This is a genomic window from Rhizobium sp. R634, from assembly GCF_002211305.1.
Lineage (GTDB): Bacteria > Pseudomonadota > Alphaproteobacteria > Rhizobiales > Rhizobiaceae > Rhizobium.
This window is the reverse complement of the sequence record NZ_LOKW01000001.1, coordinates 160,057-180,915: the sequence shown is the minus strand read 5'-3', so window position 1 is coordinate 180,915 and position 20,859 is coordinate 160,057. Positions and strand designations below refer to the sequence as shown.

General features: G+C 62.3%; 19 protein-coding genes. 8 read left to right on the top strand and 11 right to left on the bottom strand.

The window, feature by feature from the left end:
• Window positions 1–50: 50 nt before the first annotated feature.
• From ATY77_RS00845 to ATY77_RS00830, 4 genes are all read right to left on the bottom strand, one after another.
• A complete protein-coding gene (locus tag ATY77_RS00845; RefSeq protein ID WP_088686220.1) occupies window positions 51–935 on the bottom strand; it encodes a GntR family transcriptional regulator in 885 nt (294 codons plus the stop codon).
• Between the two features lie 97 nt (window positions 936–1,032).
• The gene (locus tag ATY77_RS00840; protein WP_088685661.1) at window positions 1,033–2,532 is read right to left on the bottom strand and encodes a tripartite tricarboxylate transporter permease; all 1,500 of its coding nucleotides are present in this window, start codon (window positions 2,530–2,532) and stop codon (window positions 1,033–1,035) included.
• Window positions 2,533–2,542: 10 nt separating this feature from the next.
• The gene (locus ATY77_RS00835; protein ID WP_088685660.1) at window positions 2,543–3,016 is read right to left on the bottom strand and encodes a tripartite tricarboxylate transporter TctB family protein; all 474 of its coding nucleotides are present in this window, start codon (window positions 3,014–3,016) and stop codon (window positions 2,543–2,545) included.
• 51 nt (window positions 3,017–3,067) lie between these two features.
• Complete coding sequence (locus ATY77_RS00830) at window positions 3,068–4,039, bottom strand: tripartite tricarboxylate transporter substrate-binding protein (RefSeq protein WP_088685659.1); 972 nt, start codon at window positions 4,037–4,039, stop codon at window positions 3,068–3,070.
• Between the two features lie 145 nt (window positions 4,040–4,184).
• Between ATY77_RS00830 and ATY77_RS00825 the strand changes: the two genes are divergently transcribed.
• On the top strand, window positions 4,185–4,430 hold the full coding sequence (locus ATY77_RS00825) for a hypothetical protein (protein WP_088685658.1): 246 nt from the start codon (window positions 4,185–4,187) through the stop codon (window positions 4,428–4,430).
• Between the two features lie 96 nt (window positions 4,431–4,526).
• Here the strand turns inward: ATY77_RS00825 and ATY77_RS00820 are convergent, their stop codons facing one another.
• Both ATY77_RS00820 and ATY77_RS00815 read right to left on the bottom strand, forming a co-directional pair.
• Window positions 4,527–4,733, bottom strand: coding sequence for a hypothetical protein (locus ATY77_RS00820; protein WP_088685657.1), 207 nt, complete (start codon window positions 4,731–4,733; stop codon window positions 4,527–4,529).
• A gap of 290 nt (window positions 4,734–5,023) precedes the next feature.
• Window positions 5,024–7,543: an EAL domain-containing protein gene (locus tag ATY77_RS00815; RefSeq protein ID WP_088685656.1), complete on the bottom strand. Its 2,520-nt coding sequence runs from the start codon at window positions 7,541–7,543 to the stop codon at window positions 5,024–5,026.
• 1,064 nt (window positions 7,544–8,607) lie between these two features.
• Between ATY77_RS00815 and ATY77_RS00805 the strand changes: the two genes are divergently transcribed.
• From ATY77_RS00805 to ATY77_RS00780, 6 genes are all read left to right on the top strand, one after another.
• Window positions 8,608–10,716, top strand: a complete 2,109-nt coding sequence (locus ATY77_RS00805) for an EAL domain-containing protein (protein WP_088685654.1) — start codon at window positions 8,608–8,610, stop codon at window positions 10,714–10,716.
• Between the two features lie 38 nt (window positions 10,717–10,754).
• Window positions 10,755–12,005: an ABC transporter substrate-binding protein gene (locus ATY77_RS00800; protein WP_088685653.1), complete on the top strand. Its 1,251-nt coding sequence runs from the start codon at window positions 10,755–10,757 to the stop codon at window positions 12,003–12,005.
• A gap of 184 nt (window positions 12,006–12,189) precedes the next feature.
• Window positions 12,190–13,545: a TadE/TadG family type IV pilus assembly protein gene (locus ATY77_RS00795; protein WP_088685652.1), complete on the top strand. Its 1,356-nt coding sequence runs from the start codon at window positions 12,190–12,192 to the stop codon at window positions 13,543–13,545.
• Window positions 13,542–14,072, top strand: coding sequence for a TadE/TadG family type IV pilus assembly protein (locus tag ATY77_RS00790; protein ID WP_088675542.1), 531 nt, complete (start codon window positions 13,542–13,544; stop codon window positions 14,070–14,072). The genes ATY77_RS00795 and ATY77_RS00790 overlap by 4 nt, the downstream gene beginning before the upstream one ends.
• Window positions 14,073–14,079: 7 nt before the next feature.
• Window positions 14,080–14,658, top strand: a complete 579-nt coding sequence (locus ATY77_RS00785; RefSeq protein WP_245314289.1) for a TadE/TadG family type IV pilus assembly protein — start codon at window positions 14,080–14,082, stop codon at window positions 14,656–14,658.
• 125 nt (window positions 14,659–14,783) lie between these two features.
• Window positions 14,784–15,305: a hypothetical protein gene (locus ATY77_RS00780; RefSeq protein WP_190237553.1), complete on the top strand. Its 522-nt coding sequence runs from the start codon at window positions 14,784–14,786 to the stop codon at window positions 15,303–15,305.
• 65 nt (window positions 15,306–15,370) lie between these two features.
• On the opposite strand, the gene ATY77_RS00775 is transcribed toward ATY77_RS00780, so the two are convergent.
• Both ATY77_RS00775 and ATY77_RS00770 read right to left on the bottom strand, forming a co-directional pair.
• Complete coding sequence (locus ATY77_RS00775; RefSeq protein ID WP_088685650.1) at window positions 15,371–16,222, bottom strand: hypothetical protein; 852 nt, start codon at window positions 16,220–16,222, stop codon at window positions 15,371–15,373.
• A gap of 106 nt (window positions 16,223–16,328) precedes the next feature.
• Window positions 16,329–17,381 (bottom strand): proline racemase family protein, encoded by a 1,053-nt coding sequence (locus ATY77_RS00770; RefSeq protein WP_190237552.1) that lies wholly within the window; start codon window positions 17,379–17,381, stop codon window positions 16,329–16,331.
• A 177-nt stretch (window positions 17,382–17,558) separates the two neighbouring features.
• On the opposite strand from ATY77_RS00770, the gene ATY77_RS00765 reads away from it, so the two are divergent.
• On the top strand, window positions 17,559–18,560 hold the full coding sequence (locus ATY77_RS00765; protein ID WP_088685648.1) for an Ldh family oxidoreductase: 1,002 nt from the start codon (window positions 17,559–17,561) through the stop codon (window positions 18,558–18,560).
• Between the two features lie 4 nt (window positions 18,561–18,564).
• Here ATY77_RS00765 and ATY77_RS00760 read toward each other — a convergent pair whose 3' ends face one another.
• From ATY77_RS00760 to ATY77_RS00750, 3 genes are all read right to left on the bottom strand, one after another.
• Window positions 18,565–19,242: a GntR family transcriptional regulator gene (locus tag ATY77_RS00760; protein ID WP_088685647.1), complete on the bottom strand. Its 678-nt coding sequence runs from the start codon at window positions 19,240–19,242 to the stop codon at window positions 18,565–18,567.
• A gap of 78 nt (window positions 19,243–19,320) precedes the next feature.
• On the bottom strand, window positions 19,321–20,076 hold the full coding sequence (locus tag ATY77_RS00755; RefSeq protein ID WP_088685646.1) for an SDR family NAD(P)-dependent oxidoreductase: 756 nt from the start codon (window positions 20,074–20,076) through the stop codon (window positions 19,321–19,323).
• Window positions 20,077–20,087: 11 nt separating this feature from the next.
• Window positions 20,088–20,852, bottom strand: coding sequence for an SDR family oxidoreductase (locus ATY77_RS00750; RefSeq protein ID WP_088685645.1), 765 nt, complete (start codon window positions 20,850–20,852; stop codon window positions 20,088–20,090).
• Between the last annotated feature and the right edge of the window lie 7 nt (window positions 20,853–20,859).

Genomic DNA, 20,859 nt, shown 5'->3' with positions numbered 1-20,859 from the left:
TGCCATCGCCTCACCGCGTTCCGTAGTCGAATTGCTGAGAACCTCGTGAACTAGACCTTGGGCGCCTTGATGCGCCCGGCGCCCATGATGTGGGTGTAGAGAAACGCCGCCGCTTCGCTGCGCCTGTCGCTTTCGAGCATGTCGAGGATATGCAGATGTTCCGCCGTCTGCCGCGGCAGGCGGCTTCTGTCGATGGTGATGTGGTATTCGACCAGTCGCCGCAACCTGTTGATACGCTTCAGGGAATCCAGGAAGAACTCGTTTTTCGAGCAAGCGACGAGCATTTCATGGAAATCATTGTTGGCTTTGAATATCTCGGCGCGCGACCAGGTTTCGTATCCGCCGTCGCGCAACGCCGTCTGCGTCTCCCGCGCCTTGCGGAAGCCCTCCTCGTCAGGCTCGAATGTCGGCAGCAGCATCGCCTGCTGTTCGATCACCGCACGGAAGACATAGCCTTCCTCGTAGCTTTGCCTCGATGTCAGCGTCTGACGGAACGACCATCCGTTGCCGGGAAGGCGTTCTATCCATCCTTCGTCGGCGATGCGATGTAGGACTTTCAAGAGCTTGGTGCGCGGCAGATCGTAGATCCGCATGAGTTCGTTTTCACTGACCCGCTCGGGCAGGGCACCGGAGAGCCGGTCCTCGGCGATTTTGAAATAGACCGCTTCGTCGCCGTCCGGCCGCTCGTCGCCATCCGCCTTCGCCACCTCGATCTCGTTGCCATCCATGCCGAGGAAATATCCGCGATTGGGCTCGGCGCGGACGATGCCGCGCTCCTCCAGCTTGCGCAGCGCGCTCATGATCGGCGCGCGGGAGACGCGGAACGTATCGGCGAGCATCTGCAGCGGCAGATGTTCGCCCTTGCGCATCCCGTTGCTCTTCACGAATTCGATAATGCTCGTGCTGATCTGCGGTGAGAGGCTATTCCTTGCCATGTAAGTCCGGAGCCACTTCTTCAATTCGACAACAGGAACGAGGCGCCCCGGCTGCCCGACATCATCCACAGCATGTCGCGCAACCGGCGCCACGACGTCAATCCTCATCCTGCCGGAAGCGCGACAAGCCACGGAAGAGGAAAGGCGCGATCAGGGCAATCGTCGCAATGGCGATCATGATCGCCGAGCTCGGATGCTGGAGCAATATCATCGGATCGCCGAGGCTCATCTGCAGCGAACGGCGCAACGCATTGTCGGCCAGCGGCCCGAGGATCAGCCCGACGACCGCCGGCGCGATGGGATAATCGTACCGCCGCATCAGAAAACCGACGATGCCGAAGCCCGTCAGCAGCAGCAATTCGACGACGGAGGGATTGGCGGCGATCGTTCCCATCGACGCGAAGACCAGAATGCCGGCATAGAGCCACGGCAAGGGGATCGCCAGAAGCCGCACCCACATGCCGACCAGGGGAAGGTTGAGCACCAGCAGCATGACATTGGCGATGAACAGGCTTGCCACCAGGCCCCAGACCAGATCGGCATGCTGGGTGAACAGCAGCGGGCCGGGCTGGATATTGTACTGCTGGAAGCCGGCGAGCATCACCGCTGCTGTCGCCGAGGTCGGCAGCCCCAGCGTCAGCAGCGGCACGAGCGTGCCGGCGGCCGAGGCATTGTTGGCGGCCTCCGGCCCGGCGACACCTTCGATCGCGCCCTGGCCGAATTCTTCCGGTTTCCGGCTCAGCTGCCGCTCGATATTATAGCTGAGGAAGGTCGGAATTTCCGCGCCGCCGGCCGGCAGCGCGCCGATCGGAAAGCCGATGAAGGTTCCGCGCAGCCAGGGTTTCCAGGAGCGCTTCCAGTCCTCCCTCGTCATCCAGATCGATCCCTTCACGGGGATGGGTTTCTCCGGCTTGTGGAGATGGCGCGAGGCGACGAAAAACGCCTCGCCGATCGCAAACAGGCCGACGGCGAGCGTCGTCACTTCTACGCCGTCGAGCAGTTCGGGAACGCCGAAGGTCAGCCGGGCCTGGCCGGTGAGCTGATCTATTCCCATGAGGCCGAGCCAGAGACCGAAGGCAAGGCTCGTCAGGCCCCGCATAGGCGAGGAACCGAATGTGGCCGAGACCGTGACGAAGGCGATCAGCATCAGACCGAAATAGTCCCAAGGACCGAACTTCACGGCAATCTTGACCAGCAGCGGCGCCAGAAAGGCGAGCCCGAGCGTCGCGATCAGCGCCGCGACGAAGGAGCCTATGGCGGCGGTCGCCAGCGCCGGGCCGCCCCGGCCGGAACGGGCCATCTTGTTGCCTTCGAGCGCGGTCACCACGGACGCACTTTCGCCCGGCGTGTTCAAGAGGATCGCCGTGGTCGAGCCGCCATACATGCCACCGTAATAGATGCCGGCGAACATGATGATCGAACCGCCGGGATCGAGCTTGAAGGTCACGGGCAGGAGCAGCGCCACGGTAAGCGCCGGGCCGATGCCGGGCAGGACGCCGACGGCCGTGCCGATCATCACGCCGATCGCCGCATAGATCAGGTTTGCAGGCTGGATCGCGAGCGCAAAGCCGTCGATGAGAAAGGAAATGGAATCCATCGGGCGCCCCTCAGAAAAGCCGCTCGAGCAGGCCTTGCGGCAAGGCGAGCGTCAGAAGCTTGTTGAACAGCAGGAAAACGACGAGCCCGATTCCGGCCCCAAGACAGAGATCCGCCAGAAAGGCCCTACGGCCGAAGGCGCGGGCAGTCAGGGCAAAAAGCAAGGTCGAACCGATGATGAAACCCGCCCCGAGCCAAATGGAGCCGATCAGGCCGCAGAGCGCCAGGCCGACCCAGGCGACAGCCTTCCAGTCGGCAGTCTCGACCTCGACATCAGAGGGCTTGAAGGCTGACAACAGATGCCCGATGCCGAGAACGGCGAAGAGGAGAGCGACGAAGTACCACGCAGCGCTGGCGCTCATCCCGTAGGCCGCACGGGCGGTCATATGGCTGGCGTCCCAATAGGTGATGGCCGCGATCGCAAACAGGACGACGGCGGTCACCACCGGAGGACGGTTCGGAGAGTGGATTGTCTTGGGGGTCATGGTTTCCTCGCCGCGAAAGGGAGGAGCCAGCCCCTCCCCGTCGCCGTCACGTCAGTCGGCAAGCCCGATCGAGGTCAGGATCGTCCTGACGCGGTCGGTCTCGGAGGCGATGAAGCTCTTGAACTCGTCGGAGGGAGCGTAATAGTCGGACCAGCCGCGCGCCTTCAGGATCGCCTTCCACTGCTCCGACTTGACCGTCTTATCGACGGCCGCCTTTAGCGCGTCGAGATCGGCGCCCTCAACACCCGGGCCGGCGAAGATGCCGCGCCAGTTCACCAGCTCGATATCGAGGCCCTGCGCCTTGAGCGGCTTGGCTTCGATGCCTTCGATCGGCTCAGGATAGGAAATGGCCAGCGCCCTGAGATCGCCCGACTTGATCTGGCCTTCCCATTCGCCATAGCCCGACACACCGGCCGTCGCCTGGTCGCCCAACATGGCCGCAAGGGATTCGCCGCCGCCGGAATAGGCGACATAGTTGATCTTGGCCGGATCCGCGCCGGCCGCCTTGGTGACGAGCGCCGCCAGGATGTGGTCGGCGCCGCCCGCCGATCCGCCGACCCAGATGGTCTTGGCGACATCGGCCTTGATGGCGGCCAGCAGATCGTCGATCGACTTGATGGGCGAATCCTTCGGGACGACGATCACGAGCGGATCGCCGGTCAGGCGCGCAAGCGGCGTCACCTGCGTCAGGTCGACCGGCGACTTGTTGGAAATGCTGGCGCCGACGAGGGTGATGCCGGCGACGAGAAGCTGGTTGGGCGAACCCTTGGCCGTTCCGATGAACTGGGCAAGCCCGACCGTGCCTCCGGCGCCGGGAACATTGACCACCTGCACGCTCTTCGTATTGCCGCTCGCCATCATGGCTTCCTGCAGCGAGCGGGAGGCGGAATCCCAGCCGCCGCCTGCGCCGGCAGGCGCCGTGATGGTCAGTTCGAGATCCTGGGCGGTCGCGGAGATGCTTCCGACGCTCAGCGCGGTGCCGATCATCGCAGCCATCAAACCGTATTTCATGAAATTGCGCATCGCGATTTTCCTCCTCGCATCGCGGGGCTCACCTCTGAGCCGGACGTGGCAAATTTGCATTATATAATTATAAAAGTAAATACGGGAAATTCGGCGACAGGACGAAGACCTGTCATGCGGCAGGTGAATCCGCTGGGAAACAGTGATGGACGAGCGCATGCCGCCACCCAAACTGGGCTGCGCCACCGTTCGTTTCGTGAAGTGCTGGATCGAAGACCTAAACCCGGACGGATCGAGATCCGACGCTTTCTTAGGCGAGCGTCAGGTGGGCGCTCGCCGCCCGGCAGTCATCGGCGCTGTCCACCTCTTCCATCTCCTGACGAGAACTCAGCGTCATATCTGGCGCGACGGCCATCGACAGCGCGATATCGATCGAGGAGCTCAGCTTTGACCACTGCTTTGATTCCGCTCCGCCTTGCGGAAAAATCGCCTCAGTGAAGTCAGGTGGCGGGACCGGTGAAGATCCCGCCGGCGATCGTCTGCTCTATCAGCCTTCAACGATCAATTGGCTCAACTCGCCGTTCAGCCTGTCGAGTTCGTCCAGAACCTTGCGGATCCGGGCGCGCGCCTGAAGCATCTGATCAATATCGGTATCCGTGGCGGCGGACGGCCCACCCACGGCCTGCGGCTCGCAAGCGTCTACCGAGATGTTGGAAAGCTGATGGGGAAAGGGAATGATTTCGGCAATGTGCATTTCATTATTTCGTATTCTGAAGGACAGGAAACGCTCATGTCTCCAGGTCCGATTGCGCATGGGCTGCGGCGTGCTTCATCGCCGGACAACCGGAACAGTTCGCCATTCATTTCAATGAGTTGCTTCGTGTTCATAGAGCAGTAAACGCCGGATCAGCCTTAACAAAACCCTACTTTGGGGCGCCTCGCAGCTCACTTTGCGGCTTTGCTGCGCCATGTGGACAGAGCTGCGACAATCGGATAGCGCAATCGAAAGCTGCAGGACTGTCGGCGATCCTTCATCAGACGCGCTCACCCGCGAGGCCACATCTCGCCTGCGCTGGAGCCGCCGGCCGGAGAGCGCAGCCGCAGCGCGATGATCTCCGCTTTCGGCACGGCTCTGCTGTAGAGGAAGCCTTGCGCGGAGCCGCATCCGTTGGCGGCAAGGAAGGCCGCCTGCTCGGCGGTTTCGACGCCTTCCGCAACGACATTCTGCCCCAGACAGCGGGCGATGGAGAGGATCGCCTTGACGAGTTCCTCGTTGCGCCGGTCGGCGCTGTTGATGAACGACCGGTCGATCTTCAGCGTGTCGATCGGAAAGCGCGCCAAATAGTTCAGCGCCGAATAGCCGGTGCCGAAATCGTCGATGGCGATCGAAAATCCCATGTCGCGAAGTTCGGAGAGTGTCTGCAGCGTCTCGTCCTTCTGATCCAGGAGAAGACTTTCGGTGATTTCGATTTCGATCCATTCGGCGCGGCAGCCGGTCACGTCGAGAATCTCGGCGATCGACTTCACCAGCCCGGCGGACTGGAACTGTTTGACCGACAGGTTGACCGCCACCTTGTGCGGGGCCCGGCTGTCGGTGTTCAATTCCACGGCGGTCTGGCAGGCCTCGCGCAGCACCCATCGCCCGAGTTCGACGATCAGCCCGGTATCTTCGGCGACCGGAATGAACCGGTCGGGAGGGATCATGCCCATCTCGGCGTGACGCCATCGCAGCAGTGCCTCTGAGCCGACCATTGTGCCGCTGTCCAGAAGCACCTTCGGCTGGTAGTGCAGCTCCAGCTCTTCGCGCTCGATGGCGCGGCGCAATTCCGATTCCAGCCGCATGCGCTCCTCGGCGCTCGCCGTCAGATCCTTGGAATAGAAGCGAAAATTATTTCGCCCCGAGCGCTTGGCGAGATACATCGCCGAGTCCGCATATTTCACCAGATCGTTGGCGTCGGCGCTGTCGCCGGGATAGAGCGCGATGCCGACGCTGCAGGAGATGAAGACCTCCTTGCCATCAAGCAGGAAGCCGCCCTTGAACTTTTCCAGAATGCTGCCGGCGATGCGGCCGAGATCATCGCCTTGCCTGAGATCCGGCAGCAGGATGGCGAACTCGTCGCCGCCGAGACGGGCGACGGTATCGTAGTCGCGGACGCTGGCATTGAGACGGGCAGCCGCCTGACAGAGCAATTCGTCGCCGACGGGATGGCCCATCGTATCGTTGACGACCTTGAAGTGGTCGATATCGATCAGCATCACGCCGGCTCGTTGACCGCGCGATCCGGCCGAGGTGATCATCTGCCGCAGCCGATCGTTGAACAGCGAGCGGTTCGGCAGCGAGGTCAGCGGATCGTAAAAAGCCATCTGGTGGATTTTCTGGCGCGAAGCGTTCAACTCCGTCACATCACGCGCCACGCCGAGAACGCCGACGATTTCTCCCGCCGCATCCGTGACCGGAACTTTACGCGTTTCCAGCAGAATGGATTGGCCGCTCTCCTGCGAAACAACCCATTCCTCGTCACTGAGGATGCATTCGCCGGCCTTGATCGCCGCTTTGTCCGACTCCTGAAAGAATCGGGCCCTTTCCATATCGAACAGCTCGAAATCCGTCTTTCCGACGACCTCGGCTTCCGCCAGCCCGGTCAGCCGCTCGAAAGTGTGGTTGCACAGCAGGTAGGCGCCATTCATGTCCTTGACCCAGATCATGTCGGGCATGGTCTGGAGCACGCTCAGCAACTGCGTCCGCACCGAATTGATGGCGTCTTCAGCCTGTTTTCGCTCGGTGATATCTCGCGAGAATGCCAGCAAAGTGGTCGCGGCTGTGGGATCGGCGCTCGGCCGTCTGGCCACGGAGAGCTCGAACCACCTCGTTTCGCCATTCGGCAAGGCGATGCGGATGCATCGGCCGTAGGCTACTCCGTCCCGGCCAGCCGTGCGGAGAGCCTCCATCGCGATGGCCGCCTGATCGACTGCAAGCACATCGTTGACCGTCTTGCCGAGCAGCATCTCCCTCTGCTGGGCGAGCAGTTCGGGATTTCGCGTCCAGACCTGGAGATAACGGCCCTCCTCATCCGCTTCGAACAGGACATCCGGTATGGCGGTGAGGATGCCTTCTGCGAATTCGAGCGCCTTCTTCAGCTCGCGCTCGGCCTGCTTGCGTTCGGTAATGTCGACGACGGCGCCGATCAGCCCGGCCGGATTGCCGTTTTCGCCTGAGAGCACTGCCTTGTTCCAGACGACATCCCGCACCGCGCCGTCTGCGGTGATCATCTTTCTTTCGGAATACTGGGCTCCGCCTCTTTCGAGGAGGGTTTCGTTCTCGATCAGATAGAGTTCAGCCAGATGCTTCGAGTTGAGATCGAAATCCGTTTTCCCGATGATCTCTTCGCGCCCATGGCCGCAGAAATCTTCGAACGCCTTGTTGCAGCCGATATAACGGCCATGCGGATTCTTGTAGAACACCGGAAGGGGAAACGGCCCCAGCAGCGCATCGAGAAGCGCTTCCCGGTCGATTGCGGCGTCCTGATGCTCGGCTCCTTTTCCCTCGCCGCCGTGCTTCTCCATAAAGCGGGCAGGCGGCCGAGACGATTGGGACGACGGCTTCGTCATGAGTTTACTCACCATGAGCAACAACCGGATGCGTCATCCACCCGGCCGAGTATTCTTCCAAGAAGCCGCCCAAGTCATTTGAGGGGCGCGGGTCCGCTGCAATCGAGCACATCGCTCGACCGAAACACTGCGGTCAGAAAATTAAGAGATCGCTCTGTCTGCGGAGGTGGTGCAATTTTCGGCGCGCGATACGGATCGTCCGCGCGCAAAGTGGATAGTCCCGCCGGCAAAACCGCCGCCATCGCCCGGTTTTCGCTGCGGCAATCGCCTGGGCGCATCGGCCGGACGGCCTGAACGCGAGGCCGGTGCGCAAGCAATTTCGAAGCGGGACAGATTTTTATCCGAAATCCGAACCCGATAGCCAAATCACGACGCTTTCATATCCGATTTCCTGCAAGAAGCTGGTTTCATTGCCTTTTCAGCAGAAGCATTTACGCTTCTGAAACCAGACCTTCCGCAGTTTGATCATCAATGAGGTGCTGCTTGAACTTCTCCGCCATGACGACGGATTGCGGACGAGCCAGAATCCGCGCCGTGCGTCAGGGAAGACGGCACAGGCCGAAGGGGGAGGAAAAATGGTCGACAATTCAGGATCCGCATGACGGCAACTCTTAACGGCGCGGCGCGGTGGCGCCGGCGCTGAAAGAGCGGAACATTCCTGTCATTTGACATTCGTGAGGCGCAGACTTGCGCCTGCATTTGCTCGCGGCAAGCGCCTCGAGCGAAGGCGCGCGCTGCCGCGGTTTCAAGAGCTCCCGCGGCAGCGCTGCAGCCGGCGGCAAACGCCAGGAACGGCGCCCATCGGCGGCGCGGTTCCACATTTCCCGCGTGCCAGTGCCCGGCGCGCGGACCAGGGCCATGACGGCCGATCTCCAGGTAAATCATCGTGACGCAACCGTCCGGCGCCAAGGCGTTTGGCTCGAAGCCTGCCTGTTGGAGGCAGAACAATCTCAAGAACGAGTTCAACGGCGCTGAGGCCGAAAGCAGCTCGGCCGGCTATCCTTCCTGACGGGGCGTGAATGGTGATTGGATCAGATATCGAAGATACGGCGCCGTCCGGCGAGTCCCATTCCTCCGTGGCGAAATATATTCGCTCCATCGGGCGGCACTACGTCGCGGCCGTCGTCGTCATGACGGTTCTGATCGGCGCGACCTTCCTCACGGTCAAGATGGCCCTCGATCGCCATACGCTGCAACAGGACATCAGCTATCTCACCGGGCGCCAGTTCATCCGCTTCCAGCAGCTTGCCAACCAGACGCGGGCGGTCATGCGCGCCTCGACCGATCCGAATATGCCGGAATACATCATCCGGCCGATGGTCGAGGACGTTCAAAAGGCGATCGGTGAGATCCGCGCCATGAGCGTCGATCTGAACGACCTGAACGACAGGGTCGAGGCGAACCTCCTCCAGCGGCTCAACGGGCCGGACCCGGCGGCCGAGAAACTGCGGCTCGAACTCGACGGACGGCTGGAGGATTTCCTTCAGAGAGCCGAACGCGTCGTCTCGGCGAAATTGCAGGAGCGGCGGGAGCGTTACAGCTTCTGGGGACCGATCGACTTCGCCGTTTCCTCCGACAGCATGCTGATGCGTCAGTTCAGCGCCTTGATCGACAGCGCGCATGACAGAAGCGACGTGAGCATCGATCATACCCGCCTCATCAGCGCCGTGCTTCTCAGCCTGACCGCGGCCACGCTCATTCTGGCAACGCTCATCCTCTTCATACCGCTGCTGGTAAAGCTGCGCACCGAGCACCGCCGGACGCTCGATTTCGAAATCAAGCTCACCCATCTCGCGCATACGGACACGCTGACGGGCCTCGGCAACCGCTCCTCGTTCAATGACGCGTTGAACGGGCTGTTCGCCTCCCTCGATCGGACGGGCGCAGGCTTTTCGATGCTGCTGGTCGATCTCGATTACTTCAAGGCCACCAACGACAGTTTCGGCCATCCAGCCGGCGATGCCGTCCTCAGCCATGTCGCGACCGCATTGCAGAAGACCTTCCGCGCCGGCGATGTCGTCGCCCGGCTCGGCGGCGACGAGTTTGCCGCTCTGCTTCCCGGCATTTCGGACGCCGCGACGCTGGAGGGCATTGCCGCGCGCGCCGTTGCCGCGATCGCGGCGGAGTGTCATTTCGAGGGCCGGCTGCTGCCGGTCTCGGCAAGCGTCGGCGGTGCCGTCGTTCCCGGCCACGCCGCCGACGAGACGACCCTCATGCGCATCGCCGACGTGGCGCTCTATGCCGCCAAGGCCAAGCGCAACACGGCCGTCATCTTCGACGAAGCATCCCTCGCTCAGCGCCTGGAACAGAACCAGCTTGCCGCAGCCCTCGCCTTCGCCGCCGACCGTGACGAGTTCGTCGTCTACTACCAGCAGAAGGTCGACCTGCAGACGGGCAGGCATCTCGGCTTCGAGGCGCTGGTGCGCTGGCGCCACCCGCAGCTCGGCATACTGCCGCCCGGCCGTTTCCTGCCGCTGATGGAGGGGCATCTGATCCAAAGCATGACGCGCTGCATCGTCAATACGGTCGCGCGCGATCTCAGGGCATGGAAGGCGGCGGGGCTCGCCGCCGGTTCGGTCGCCATCAATCTGCCGGAAGCCCTGCTGGTCAGCCATGACGGCTATGATCTCATCGCTGCGGCGGTCAAGGCGAACCGGCTCGACTGGCGCAATTTCGCCATCGAGGTCACGGAAGACGTGTTTCTCAACCGCGGCGCCAACCAGATCGCCGAAACCATCTCGCGGTTCCGCGAGCATGGGGTCTCCGTCTCGCTCGACGATTTCGGCACCGGCTTCGCCTCGCTCGTGCATCTGCGCGACTTCCCCTTCGACGAGCTCAAGATCGACCGCAGCTTCGTTGCCGAAATCGGCAAGGACGTTCGCTCGGAGCAGATCATCAGGGCGATCATCGACCTCGCCCGCAACCTCGGCAAACGCTGCGTCGCGGAAGGCATCGAAGAAGAGGTGCAGCGCGGCTTCCTTCTGAACGCCGGCTGCGAGACCGGCCAGGGTTATCTATTCGCCAAGCCGGAACCGGCTTCGGTGGCGACCGAACGATTGCTGCGCCGTCCGGCGGCGCGGGAAGTAGCGGGGCGGTCAAGAAAGTTGCGGGCTGATGCCGTCTCCTGAGCGGGGAGCGGGATCAATCAATCAAAAGAGGGCAAGACATGAAACGGAAAATCAAACTTGCATGGCTTGCCGCGGCTTTGGCGGCCACGGCTCCTGCGGCATCAGCTTCTGCGGAACAAGGCATGGCAGTCGATGTCGCGCATTTCTGGGTGTCGAAAAGCGAGTCTGCCGCGCTCGACGTCTTCCGCAAGGCCTGGGCGGCCGCCGGCAACCAGTGGGCCGACATGCCGGCGGAAAACAAGGTCGCCGTCCAGCGCGCGGTGAGCGATCGCATCGCCAACGGATACGCGCCGGCGGTCATGCAATGGAATGCGAACGAGGGATCGCGCGAACTGCCGGAGATGGGCATCGTGCAGGATATCGACGATGTCGCCGAGGCGGATCACTGGCGGGACGTCATTCCCGCGACGGTTCTCGACCGCATCTCCTACAAGGGAAGGGTCTACTTCGCTCCGACCAACATCCACGCCGAAAACTGGCTCTGGACGAGCACGGCGGCATTTGCCGAAGCGGGCGTGAAGACGCCGCAGTCCTGGGACGAGATCTTTGAGGCGGCCGAAAAGATCAAGGCGACGGGACGCGTGCCGATCGCGCTGGGCGGCAAGCGGTGGGAGGTGTCGCTCATCTTCAACGACATCGTCTATCACAAGTTCGGTCCGGAAGGTTACGCCCGTATGATAAGCGGCGATGCCGCGCTGGTGCAGGATCCGCGCATGATCGAAGCCCTGGACATGCTGCTGCGCCTGTCCGACTATGTCGAACCTTTCGAGCAGCGCAAGGACAAGACCTGGGCCGATGCTACGGCGGCGGTCGGCCAGGGCACGGCCGGCATGCAGTTCATGGGCGACTGGGCCAAGGGCGAGCTTGCGGCGCGCGGCTACAGCGCCGACAAGGACTTCGATTGCAGCCTCGTTCCCGGCACCTCGATCGCCTATTTCATGGTGGTCGATGCCTTTGCCTTCCCGCTTACCAATCGCGACGGCGCGACGCAGGCGCAGCAGGCTTTCGCCCGCATGGTGCTCGATCGCGACAATCAGGTGGCGTTCAGCCGGATCAAGGGATCGCTGCCGGTGCGCACCGACGTCGATCCAGCCGGGCTCGATCGCTGCGGCAAGCTCGGCCTGGAGATGATCAAGGCCAGGAAGGGCGAAGTCAGCGCCCAGTCCCAGGCGATGCCGACCCAGATGTCGGAGGGCTGGATTGCCGTGGTGGGCGACTTTTTCAACGACAGGACCATGTCTTCGCAAGACGTTCAAAAACGCCTGCACGACCTGCTGATGCAGCGCTGAGGGCAAGCTCGGCGCGCAGGTGCGGCGATGCGCGAATATCCAAAAGTCGCAGACATGTCCGAAACGCGCAGCAAACAACGGGTTCGCAGCCTGGTTTCCCAGGGATCCGGGGAAATTAACAAACCCTCAAGTTTTCCGGATACATCTTGCTTTTGCTATTTTTTCTTTTGCGCAACGGTGTTTTTTGAAGTCGGCCCTTTCATCCTCACGTGATCGAATTGCAAGCGCCCTTCGCGGCCTCGGAAGGGCGAGGGGCGGCAACGTCGCGATCATCGTCGCCCTCAGCCTCGTGCCGATGCTCGTCGCGGTCGGCGCGAGCTTCGACTACATTCGCAGCTACAATGTCCGGCAGCGAATGCAGAGCGACCTTGACGCGGCACTGATCGCCGCGGTCAAGCAGATCAACAACGCCGAGGACACCGACGCCCTCAAGACGAAGGTTTCCGACTGGTTCCACTCGCAGGTGGACAACAGCTACACGCTCGGTGAAATCGACATCGATACCGCCAATCACAACATCACGGCGACGGCGAGCGGCACCGTTCCCACAACCTTCATGAAGATCGCCAACATCGATACCGTCGATGTCAGCGTGGCGAGCGCCGTCAAGGGGCCGGCCACCTCCTATCTCAACGTCTATATCGTCATCGACACCTCGCCCTCGATGCTGCTGGCGGCAACGACATCGGGCCAGGCGACGATGTATGCCGGCATCAAATGCCAGTTCGCCTGCCACACCGGCGACGCGCACACCATCGGCAAGAAGACATATGCCAACAACTACGAATACAGCTCGGAAAAGAAGATAAAGCTGCGTGCCGACGTCGCCGGCGACGCCGTGCGCGAAGTGCTCGACATGATCGACGAATCCGACGCCAATCATGAACGGATCAAGATCGGGCTCTATAGCCTCGGAGATACGCTCACCGAAGTTCTGACCCCGACGCTGAGCACGGATACGGCGCGCACCCGCCTGGCTGACGCGAGCTACGGCCTTACCAGCGCGACCTCGAAGGCCGCCACCTATTTCGATGTATCGCTTGCGACGCTCAAGCAGAAAGTCGGTGCCGGAGGGGATGGAACTTCCTCAGGCTCGCCGCTCAAGCTGGTTCTGCTGCTGACGGACGGCGTGCAGTCGCAACGCGAATGGGTAACCGACGGCGTAAACAAGAACAGGACGTACGGGGCATACTGGAACAAGGTGGCGCCGCTCAATCCCGAATGGTGCGGCTATCTCAAGAACCAATCCAACACGATGGCGGTGCTCTATACCGAATATCTGCCGATCACCTCGGACTGGGGCTATAACGCGACCGTCGGCTCGACCATGGCCAGCGCCAACTGGAAGAACACGTGGGGCGGCACCATGGACAGCGGCGTTTCGAGCAGCATTACGAGACGCGATTACATCCCCTATGCGCTTGCCGGCTGCGCATCATCGAAGAGCCTGTTCATCTCGGCATCGTTGTCGTCGGAGATCACAGCCGGTCTGTCGACGCTCTTCACCCAGTATCTCTCTTCCGTCCGGTTGACCCAATGACCGAAAGAAAACGCTTTGCGCCGTTTCGCCGCCTGCTCGGCGATCGCAAGGGGGTGGCCGCGATCGAGTTTGCGATCCTCGCCTTGCCGCTCTTCATCATGATATTCGGCATCATCGAAGTGTCGCTGATGTTCTTCGTCAACTCCTCGCTCGACGCTTCGGTTCACAAGATCTCCCGGATGATCCGCACCGGCGAGGTCGCGTCATCAAAGATCACATTGAACAGCTTCAAGGCCAAGATCTGCGACGACATGTTTCTCGCTTTCAGCTGTTCCAGCGGTCTCGTCGTCAAGGTCAGCGTGCTTTCCGACCTGTCGTCCGCCGCCAGCACCGATCCCATCAACAATAGCGGCAAGCTCGCCGTCACCGAGACCTACGATATCGGCAAGGGCAGCGACTACATCCTGGTGCAGGCATTCCTGCCCTGGGAAGCCACCGTCAATTTCTTCAGCCTGTCGAGCGCCAAGCTTTCCGACGGCCGCTATCTCCTCGGATCGTCCGCTCTGTTCCGCAACGAGCCCTTCTGACATGATCATGAAACCGAGCCTTGCTCTTCTCACCTGCGTCGATTCCCGCATCCGCCGGCTCGCACCCGACCGTACGGCCGCTTCAGGCGTCGAATTCGCACTGGTGCTGCCGATCCTCATTATGCTGCTGTTCGGCACCGTCGATCTCGGCCATGCCCTCACCGTCAGCCGCAAGATAGACGAGATCGCGTCCAGCACAGGCGATATGATCGCCCAGCAGAGCACCTGGACGAAGACCGACGTCACCAAGCTTCTCTCCGGCGCGAGCTTCATCCTGCAGCCCTATGACACCACCGGGCTGACGATCACGGTCACGGTCAACGATGTCGACAATAGCGGCAAGGCGACCGTCAACTGGTCGGCCGCATTCAACACCTCGTCGCTCGCTTCCGGCACGGCAAGCGCCATCGACATACCGAAAAAGATACAGGAAACCGGCGTGCAGGTGGTGCTGACCCGCGTGGAATACACGTTGACGACACCGGTTTCGGCGTTCTTTTCGAATTTCACCGGACAGAACGGCTACGGCTTCGACCATCATTTCTTCAATCGCCCTAGGGTCAGCGACACGATCAAATACAATTGAGCCGCAGGCTCGGTGACATTCTGACCGTTGTCGCCGGCGCGACAATGGTGCATTGCTTCGGCCATTTGGCGGATCGGCTTTTCCAGGGAATCGCAATGCATCATCGTGACTATGAAGGACGTGAAATGACGGTAGGAAAAGCTTGCCGCGCCATACGGAAACTGCCTGCCATCGCGCCGATCGTGCTGGCCGCGATCGTGAGTTTCCATGCGCCTTCAAGGGCGGCGCAAGCCGATCTTCACTGGTCGCAGGACCCGGCCAGCCATTGCAGCTTCGTGGCGCCGGCCTCCCTGACAACAGGACCAACCTTCTGGATCGGCGCATGCGTCGACGGAAAGGCGTCGGGTGAAGGCATGCTGCGCCGGCGCGACGGCGACAAGGCGGGGGCTGCCTTCTTCGGCCGGATGAAGGACGGGATTCCCGAGATAGGCGTCGTCGATCTGACCGACGGATACAGGGCCGGCAGCTTCAGCGACGGCGACATCGGCGGACAAGCCGATCCCGACCCGCAGGAGAGGATAGACGCCTTTCGCATCGCGGCCGAGGCGGCGCGGATGGTCGGCGCCAAATATGCCGCCGAGAAGAATGCGGGATCTGCCCGCCATTACGAAGAACTCGCCAAGACCCTGGAACAGCAGAACGATTGAGCGGCGGTATATGAGCGAGACGCTGCAGCGGCGATATCACTCCAGCCTATACTAAGCCGCGAGCCTCACCCGGCGAGCTTGACGGTACCGTAGGGATTGAACTTGAACTCGTCCATTTCATAGGTGGACTTGAAGGAGAGGCTAGCCCCGCGCGCTTTTAGAGTGGCTTCGAGGCCTTGGCCGGCGATCTCGTCGGCAACCGTGTCCATGATGGCGACGATCTGTCTTTCGCTGCCTGCCGTGTCAGACACATAGACCTCCGGCAGTCCGACGAGATGGAAGCCGACGCTTTCCAGATATCCCAGTGCCGAGAGCGGCCGCTTGGCGAAGGCCAGACGGCCGATGCGCTGCTCGGCGAGGGGGTCGCCCGCCTTCTGCGCTTCGGCCCCTTGTCGGATCAGCGCCCGCCACCGATCGAGCCCATGCGCGATGCCGGCGCTTTCGCCTTTTACGGCAACCGCGCCCACATCGATCATCCGTTCGATGAGGCGGAGCGCCACCATCGAAACCTTCACCGTCTCCGCCTGCTCCATGCTCGGCCCGAGGACGTAGAGAACGGATTGATGATCGGCGACGGCCTGCTCGTCGGCCGCGCTCCACGCATCGGGTTCAACCCGATCCCAGCATACGTCGAAGGACCGGCTCATTCTGTCGTCCGGCTCGCCCTGAGAATAATCCTCATCGACGCTGAAGCCGGCGGCGAAATCGCCGATCGCCTGCGACGCCGCCTCGGACAAGCGGCTGAGATCGCTATCCCTGCCGAGGAAACAGAGGACATGCCTTGGCTTCACCGACGACGCCTCCTCCCGCGTCGTCGTTTCCTCCTTAGTATCAGGGCTGGTTTCCGTGGCGAGGGACGGCGTCCAGCCGATCATCGCCCATAGGGAGCCGAGGAGCGTGCGACGCATGAGCTTCATGAAGCCTTCCGTTCGGTCGAATGTTCATGGCTCAGCCTTGTAAACATTCGAATTCCGAAACGGAAGCAGGATCGTCGCCACAGGCGATGCCGCGCTCTGCCCTTCGTCAGGCCCAGATATCGCCGGGCATGAAGCCCTCGGTGAAAGGATCGTCATTGTCCAGAACGAGCGTGTTCAGGCCGGAGATCCAGCTGGTGCCGGTCAGTGTGGGAACGACGGCGGCCTTGTCGCCGATCCTTGCTTCCTCGACCAGCCTGCCGGTGTAGACATTGCCGAGAATCCCCTGATGCCGGAAATCCTGATGGAGCGGCAGTTCGCCCTTGGCATGCAGAACGGCCATCTTCGCGCAGGTGCCGGTGCCGCAGGGGCAGCGGTCGAGCGCGCCCGTCCAGGTCGCCGGATCGTCCCAGGAGAGATCGCCGGTCGCCATCGTCACCGTATTCTTCCAGTCGGCATTCGGATCGTCGGTCGGTCCCGACAGCTGCGAGATCGTGATGCCGACGCCGGGATAATGCGGATGGGCGACCGGCAATTGCTCGATGGCCGCCTGCCGGATCATCGCGGACACGCGCGCGATCTCGCGCCCGTGCGCCGGGATCAGTTCGAGACCCTTGAACTGACGGACGTCGGCGATGACATAGAACATGCCGCCCCAGCCGACATCGACGGTGACCTTGCCGAGATGCGGCACATCGATGACGGCATCGAGATGAGCGGCGAATGCCGGCACGTTCTTGAAGGTCACGTTCTTGACCTTGCCGTTGCTGCATTCCGCCTTCACGCGGATGAGGCCCGCCGGCGCCTCGAGAACCAGCTCGGTGACCGGCTCCTTCATCGGCAGCATTCCCATTTCCAGGAGAACCGTCACCACCGAGATGGTGTTGCCGCCGGACATCATCGGATATTCGACCTGCTCCATGATGACATAGCCGGCATCGGCCTCCGGATGACAGGGCGGCACGATGATGTTGCAGCAATGGGCGGGGTAGCCGCGCGGCTCGCGCAGCATCAGCTTGCGCAGCTGATCGTCATTCGTCTCCAGCCATTTCATCTTCTCATAGACGGAATTGCCGGGAATATGCGGCACGCCGCCCGTGATCACGCGCATCGGCGTGCCTGCGTGAGTATCGACCGCGTGGATCGTTCTTTTGAATCCCATGACCATTCTCCTCTGGGGTTCGGCTGCGCCATTTGTAGAAATTTCGTATACGATATTATTTATACGAAGTCACAGGCTTGTCAATCACGAGAGTCATGTTTATGAACATAGATGTACATTTTTACCGGAAGCGTCGAAGCCACGGCGGCCAGGGAAACACAGGATTGGAGATTTGCGATGACGGATGAGATCCTACTCGAGCGGGCGCAAGCCGAGTCTTTGGCGATGCGGGCCTGCCTGGCAGCGGGTGCCGGGGAAGCCACCGCCCGCTCGCTCGTCGACGCCACATTGTCCGCCATGCTCTATGGTCCTGCGGCACTCGGTCTTCCGCATATGGTCGATTACCTCGACAGCTTCCGCGAGGGCCGCATCAACTGCGATCCCGTGCCGAGCTGCGAACGCCCCTACCCCGCCTTCTTCGTCGCCGATGCCGACGGGGGCATCGCCCAGCTCGGCTTCGACCTTGCCTTCGACCAGTTGGTCGAGGCGGCGCGCACCTTCGGCGTTGCGATCTTCACGCAGACCAACAGCTATACGGCCGGCGAACTGGGTTACTACGTCCGCAGGCTTGCCGGCGAAGGGATCGTCGGCCTCGCCGCCACCAATGCCAATGCCATGGTGGTCGCCAAGGCGGGCGGGCCCGCCGTCTACAGCACCAACCCGATGGCCTTTGCCTTTCCGCTGGGAGAAGGCTCGCTGCCTGTTGTCATCGACCAGGCGTCGAGCGCGACGGCTTACGTCAACATCGTCGCAGCCGCGGCTGAAGGGCGCAGCATCCCGGAAGGATGGGCCGTCGACGAAGCCGGCAAGGACACCCAGGATGCGGCGAAAGCGCTTGGCGGAGCGCTGCTTCCCTTCGGCGGGCGCAAGGGCGCCAACGTGGCGCTGATGGTGGAAATGCTGTCGGCAGGCCTCTCCGGCGGCCCCTGGTCATTGGACACGCCGTCCTTCAGGGAGGGGAGCGCCAGCCCCGCCGTGGGATTGACCGTCGTCGCGATGATGCCGGGGCGCACTGACGGTGGCCTGATCGAACGCGCCCGCCGCCAGGCCGGCCGCCTTCAGGAGAGGGGCGTGTTCGTGCCTGGGGTCAGCGGCATCGACCATCCGAGGCCGGCGTCGGAAATGTTGAAAGTGCCGCGCTCGGTCTTCGAGGCCGTCACCAGGGTCGCGGGCGCCTGACGGCTCAGCCGGGCGCCTTCGCGGGGAGATGCTGGAGAAGCGACTGGCAGGCGCTCATGATGTGGGCGTAGAGCAGTTCCGCCGCCGCTTCCTCATCCCGCTTGCGGCACGCTTCGAGAATTTGCCGATGCTCGCGATCGGCGGTCTGCTGGCCGTGCGACAGCGTCAGCTGCACCCGGAGATATCGTTCCAGCCGATCGTTCACCGAGCGGATCGTATTGATGAGGAACGGCCGGCGGGCGTCCTCATAAAGACGGCTATGAAAGCGCCAGTTCAGCTCCGACCACCGCGCGACATCCGTTTCATCCGCGAACGCGTCGCAATAGCCCAGCGCCTCTTTGAAGGTCTCTTCCGTCATGTGGGGGATCGAAAGCTTTAAGGCATTGGTTTCCAGGATCGCACGCACCTCGAAGATCTGGGCGATCTCCGGCTCGGAGAGGCTGGTGACGATCGCGCCCTTGTTGCGGTGGAATTCAACCAGGCCTTCGGCCTCCAGCCGCTTCAGCGCCTCCCGGACCGGAATCTTGCTGACGTTGAACAGCCGGGCGACATCGTCCTGGCGGATCGGCTCGCCTTCGTCAAGCGACCCATCGGCGATTGAATCGCGGATGAATTTCAGGATCACATCCGAGGCCGTGGGCGCCTTGCCGAGATTTATCACCTGTGCGGTGTTGAAAGGCATTCCCAGGCTCCTTCTTCCGGAATGAAGATCCCACCTGGGATATCGTAGACGATCTCCTTGCTCAAGGCCGGTCGCGCTTTAGGCGACGGCCTGCGCTCCGGTGATTTCCACGAGCGAGCCGCACATGAAGGCCGCTTCATCCGATGCGAGGAAGGCCACGAGTGCCGCCACTTCCTCCGGCTTGCCGATGCGGCCATAGGGAACGAGCTTGTCGAGATCGGCGATCGTCCGACCGGAGCGCTTGACGCCGGCCTCAAGCATCGGTGTGTGAATTTCGCCGGGGCAGACGGCGTTGACGCGCACCTTGTCGGGCGCATAGTCGCGGGCGAGGTTCTGGGTGAAGGCGGCGACCGCCGCCTTGGTCGTGTTGTAGGCGATGTGGTTCGGCGCGGGGTAAAGCCCCCATTGCGAGGCCGTATTGACGATCGCCCCGCCGCCGGCGGCGATCATATGCGGAAGAACCGCGCGGCAGAGATGGAACATCGAATCCAGATTGACCGCGAAGCTCAGCTGCCAGTCTTCATCCGAGAGCGACAGCAGGTTGCCGCGCCGGTTGATGCCGGCATTGTTGACGAGCACGTCGAGCCTCCCCTTGATCGCGAAGGCTTTGGCGATGAGCTCGACGCAATCGGGCTTGCGGGAGATGTCGGCCGCAATCGCGACCGCCGAGCCGCCCGCCGCCTCGATGAGCGAAGCGACTTCGTCCGCGGCCTGCGCATTGGCATCGGTCACCACCACCAGAGCGCCTTCATCGGCCAACCGCTTCGATATGGCAGCGCCGATACCGCCGCCTCCGCCCGTGACTACCGCAACCTTGCCGTGGAACCTCTTCATGTCGAATCTCCCTATCTGATATAGCTGCCGCCGTTGACGTCGAAGGTCGCCCCATTGACCGATGCCTGCGAAGGGCGAAGCAGGAAGGCCACCAGTTCGGCGATCTCATCCGGCTCGGCCATCTCGCCGATCGGGATGTCGGCGACAGCGGCATCCTTGCCGTGCCTGGCGACGAAATCCTCGGCCATATCGGTGCGCACCCAGCCCGGCGCGATGGAGACGGCGACGACCCCGTCGCGCCCGAAACTCCTCGCAATCGACTTCGTGAGATTGACGAGCGCCGCCTTCGTCGCACCGTAAGGCATGGCGTCGGCGGCATAGCCGCGCTGCCCGGCGCGGCTGGCAATGTTGACGATCCGTCCGCCGCCATGCTGCTTGAAATGCACAAGCGCTTCCTTGCAGAGATCCGCCGCGGCGAAGAAATTCACCTGGAACTCCTTCTGCCAGGCGGCCCGCCAGTCGGAAGGATCGGCATCGATCGAAATCTCGGTGCGGATGCCGGCATTGTTGACCACGGCATGGACGCGGCCCGCCGCCGCGAGCGCGTCGCGCCAGAGCGCGAAGGCGCCGTCCGGACTGGAGAGGTCGGCCTGGACGATCAGCCCGTTGCCGCCGAGCTTGTGAAGCAAGGCTTCCGCGCGCTGCCTGTCGCGCCCGTAATGGATGATCGGACGCGCGCCCTCGGTGGACAGACGCTCGACGATCGCCGCGCCGATCCCGCCCGATGCTCCGGTGACGAGAACGGTCTGGCCGGCCAGAGGTTGAAGGTGAGACATGGCGGCT

Excerpts from the sequence above, each read along its gene's own strand:
- ATY77_RS00845 (WP_088686220.1), bottom strand. The coding sequence starts at position 935 with ATGGCAAGGAATAGCCTCTCACCGCAGATCAGCACGAGCATTATCGAA.
- ATY77_RS00840 (WP_088685661.1), bottom strand. The coding sequence starts at position 2,532 with ATGGATTCCATTTCCTTTCTCATCGACGGCTTTGCGCTCGCGATCCAG.
- ATY77_RS00835 (WP_088685660.1), bottom strand. The coding sequence starts at position 3,016 with ATGACCCCCAAGACAATCCACTCTCCGAACCGTCCTCCGGTGGTGACC.
- ATY77_RS00830 (WP_088685659.1), bottom strand. The coding sequence starts at position 4,039 with ATGCGCAATTTCATGAAATACGGTTTGATGGCTGCGATGATCGGCACC.
- ATY77_RS00825 (WP_088685658.1), top strand. The coding sequence starts at position 4,185 with ATGGACGAGCGCATGCCGCCACCCAAACTGGGCTGCGCCACCGTTCGT.
- ATY77_RS00820 (WP_088685657.1), bottom strand. The coding sequence starts at position 4,733 with ATGCACATTGCCGAAATCATTCCCTTTCCCCATCAGCTTTCCAACATC.
- ATY77_RS00815 (WP_088685656.1), bottom strand. The coding sequence starts at position 7,543 with ATGGAGAAGCACGGCGGCGAGGGAAAAGGAGCCGAGCATCAGGACGCC.
- ATY77_RS00805 (WP_088685654.1), top strand. The coding sequence starts at position 8,608 with ATGGTGATTGGATCAGATATCGAAGATACGGCGCCGTCCGGCGAGTCC.
- ATY77_RS00800 (WP_088685653.1), top strand. The coding sequence starts at position 10,755 with ATGAAACGGAAAATCAAACTTGCATGGCTTGCCGCGGCTTTGGCGGCC.
- ATY77_RS00790 (WP_088675542.1), top strand. The coding sequence starts at position 13,542 with ATGACCGAAAGAAAACGCTTTGCGCCGTTTCGCCGCCTGCTCGGCGAT.
- ATY77_RS00785 (WP_245314289.1), top strand. The coding sequence starts at position 14,080 with ATGAAACCGAGCCTTGCTCTTCTCACCTGCGTCGATTCCCGCATCCGC.
- ATY77_RS00780 (WP_190237553.1), top strand. The coding sequence starts at position 14,784 with ATGACGGTAGGAAAAGCTTGCCGCGCCATACGGAAACTGCCTGCCATC.
- ATY77_RS00775 (WP_088685650.1), bottom strand. The coding sequence starts at position 16,222 with ATGAAGCTCATGCGTCGCACGCTCCTCGGCTCCCTATGGGCGATGATC.
- ATY77_RS00770 (WP_190237552.1), bottom strand. The coding sequence starts at position 17,381 with ATGGGATTCAAAAGAACGATCCACGCGGTCGATACTCACGCAGGCACG.
- ATY77_RS00765 (WP_088685648.1), top strand. The coding sequence starts at position 17,559 with ATGACGGATGAGATCCTACTCGAGCGGGCGCAAGCCGAGTCTTTGGCG.
- ATY77_RS00760 (WP_088685647.1), bottom strand. The coding sequence starts at position 19,242 with ATGCCTTTCAACACCGCACAGGTGATAAATCTCGGCAAGGCGCCCACG.
- ATY77_RS00755 (WP_088685646.1), bottom strand. The coding sequence starts at position 20,076 with ATGAAGAGGTTCCACGGCAAGGTTGCGGTAGTCACGGGCGGAGGCGGC.
- ATY77_RS00750 (WP_088685645.1), bottom strand. The coding sequence starts at position 20,852 with ATGTCTCACCTTCAACCTCTGGCCGGCCAGACCGTTCTCGTCACCGGA.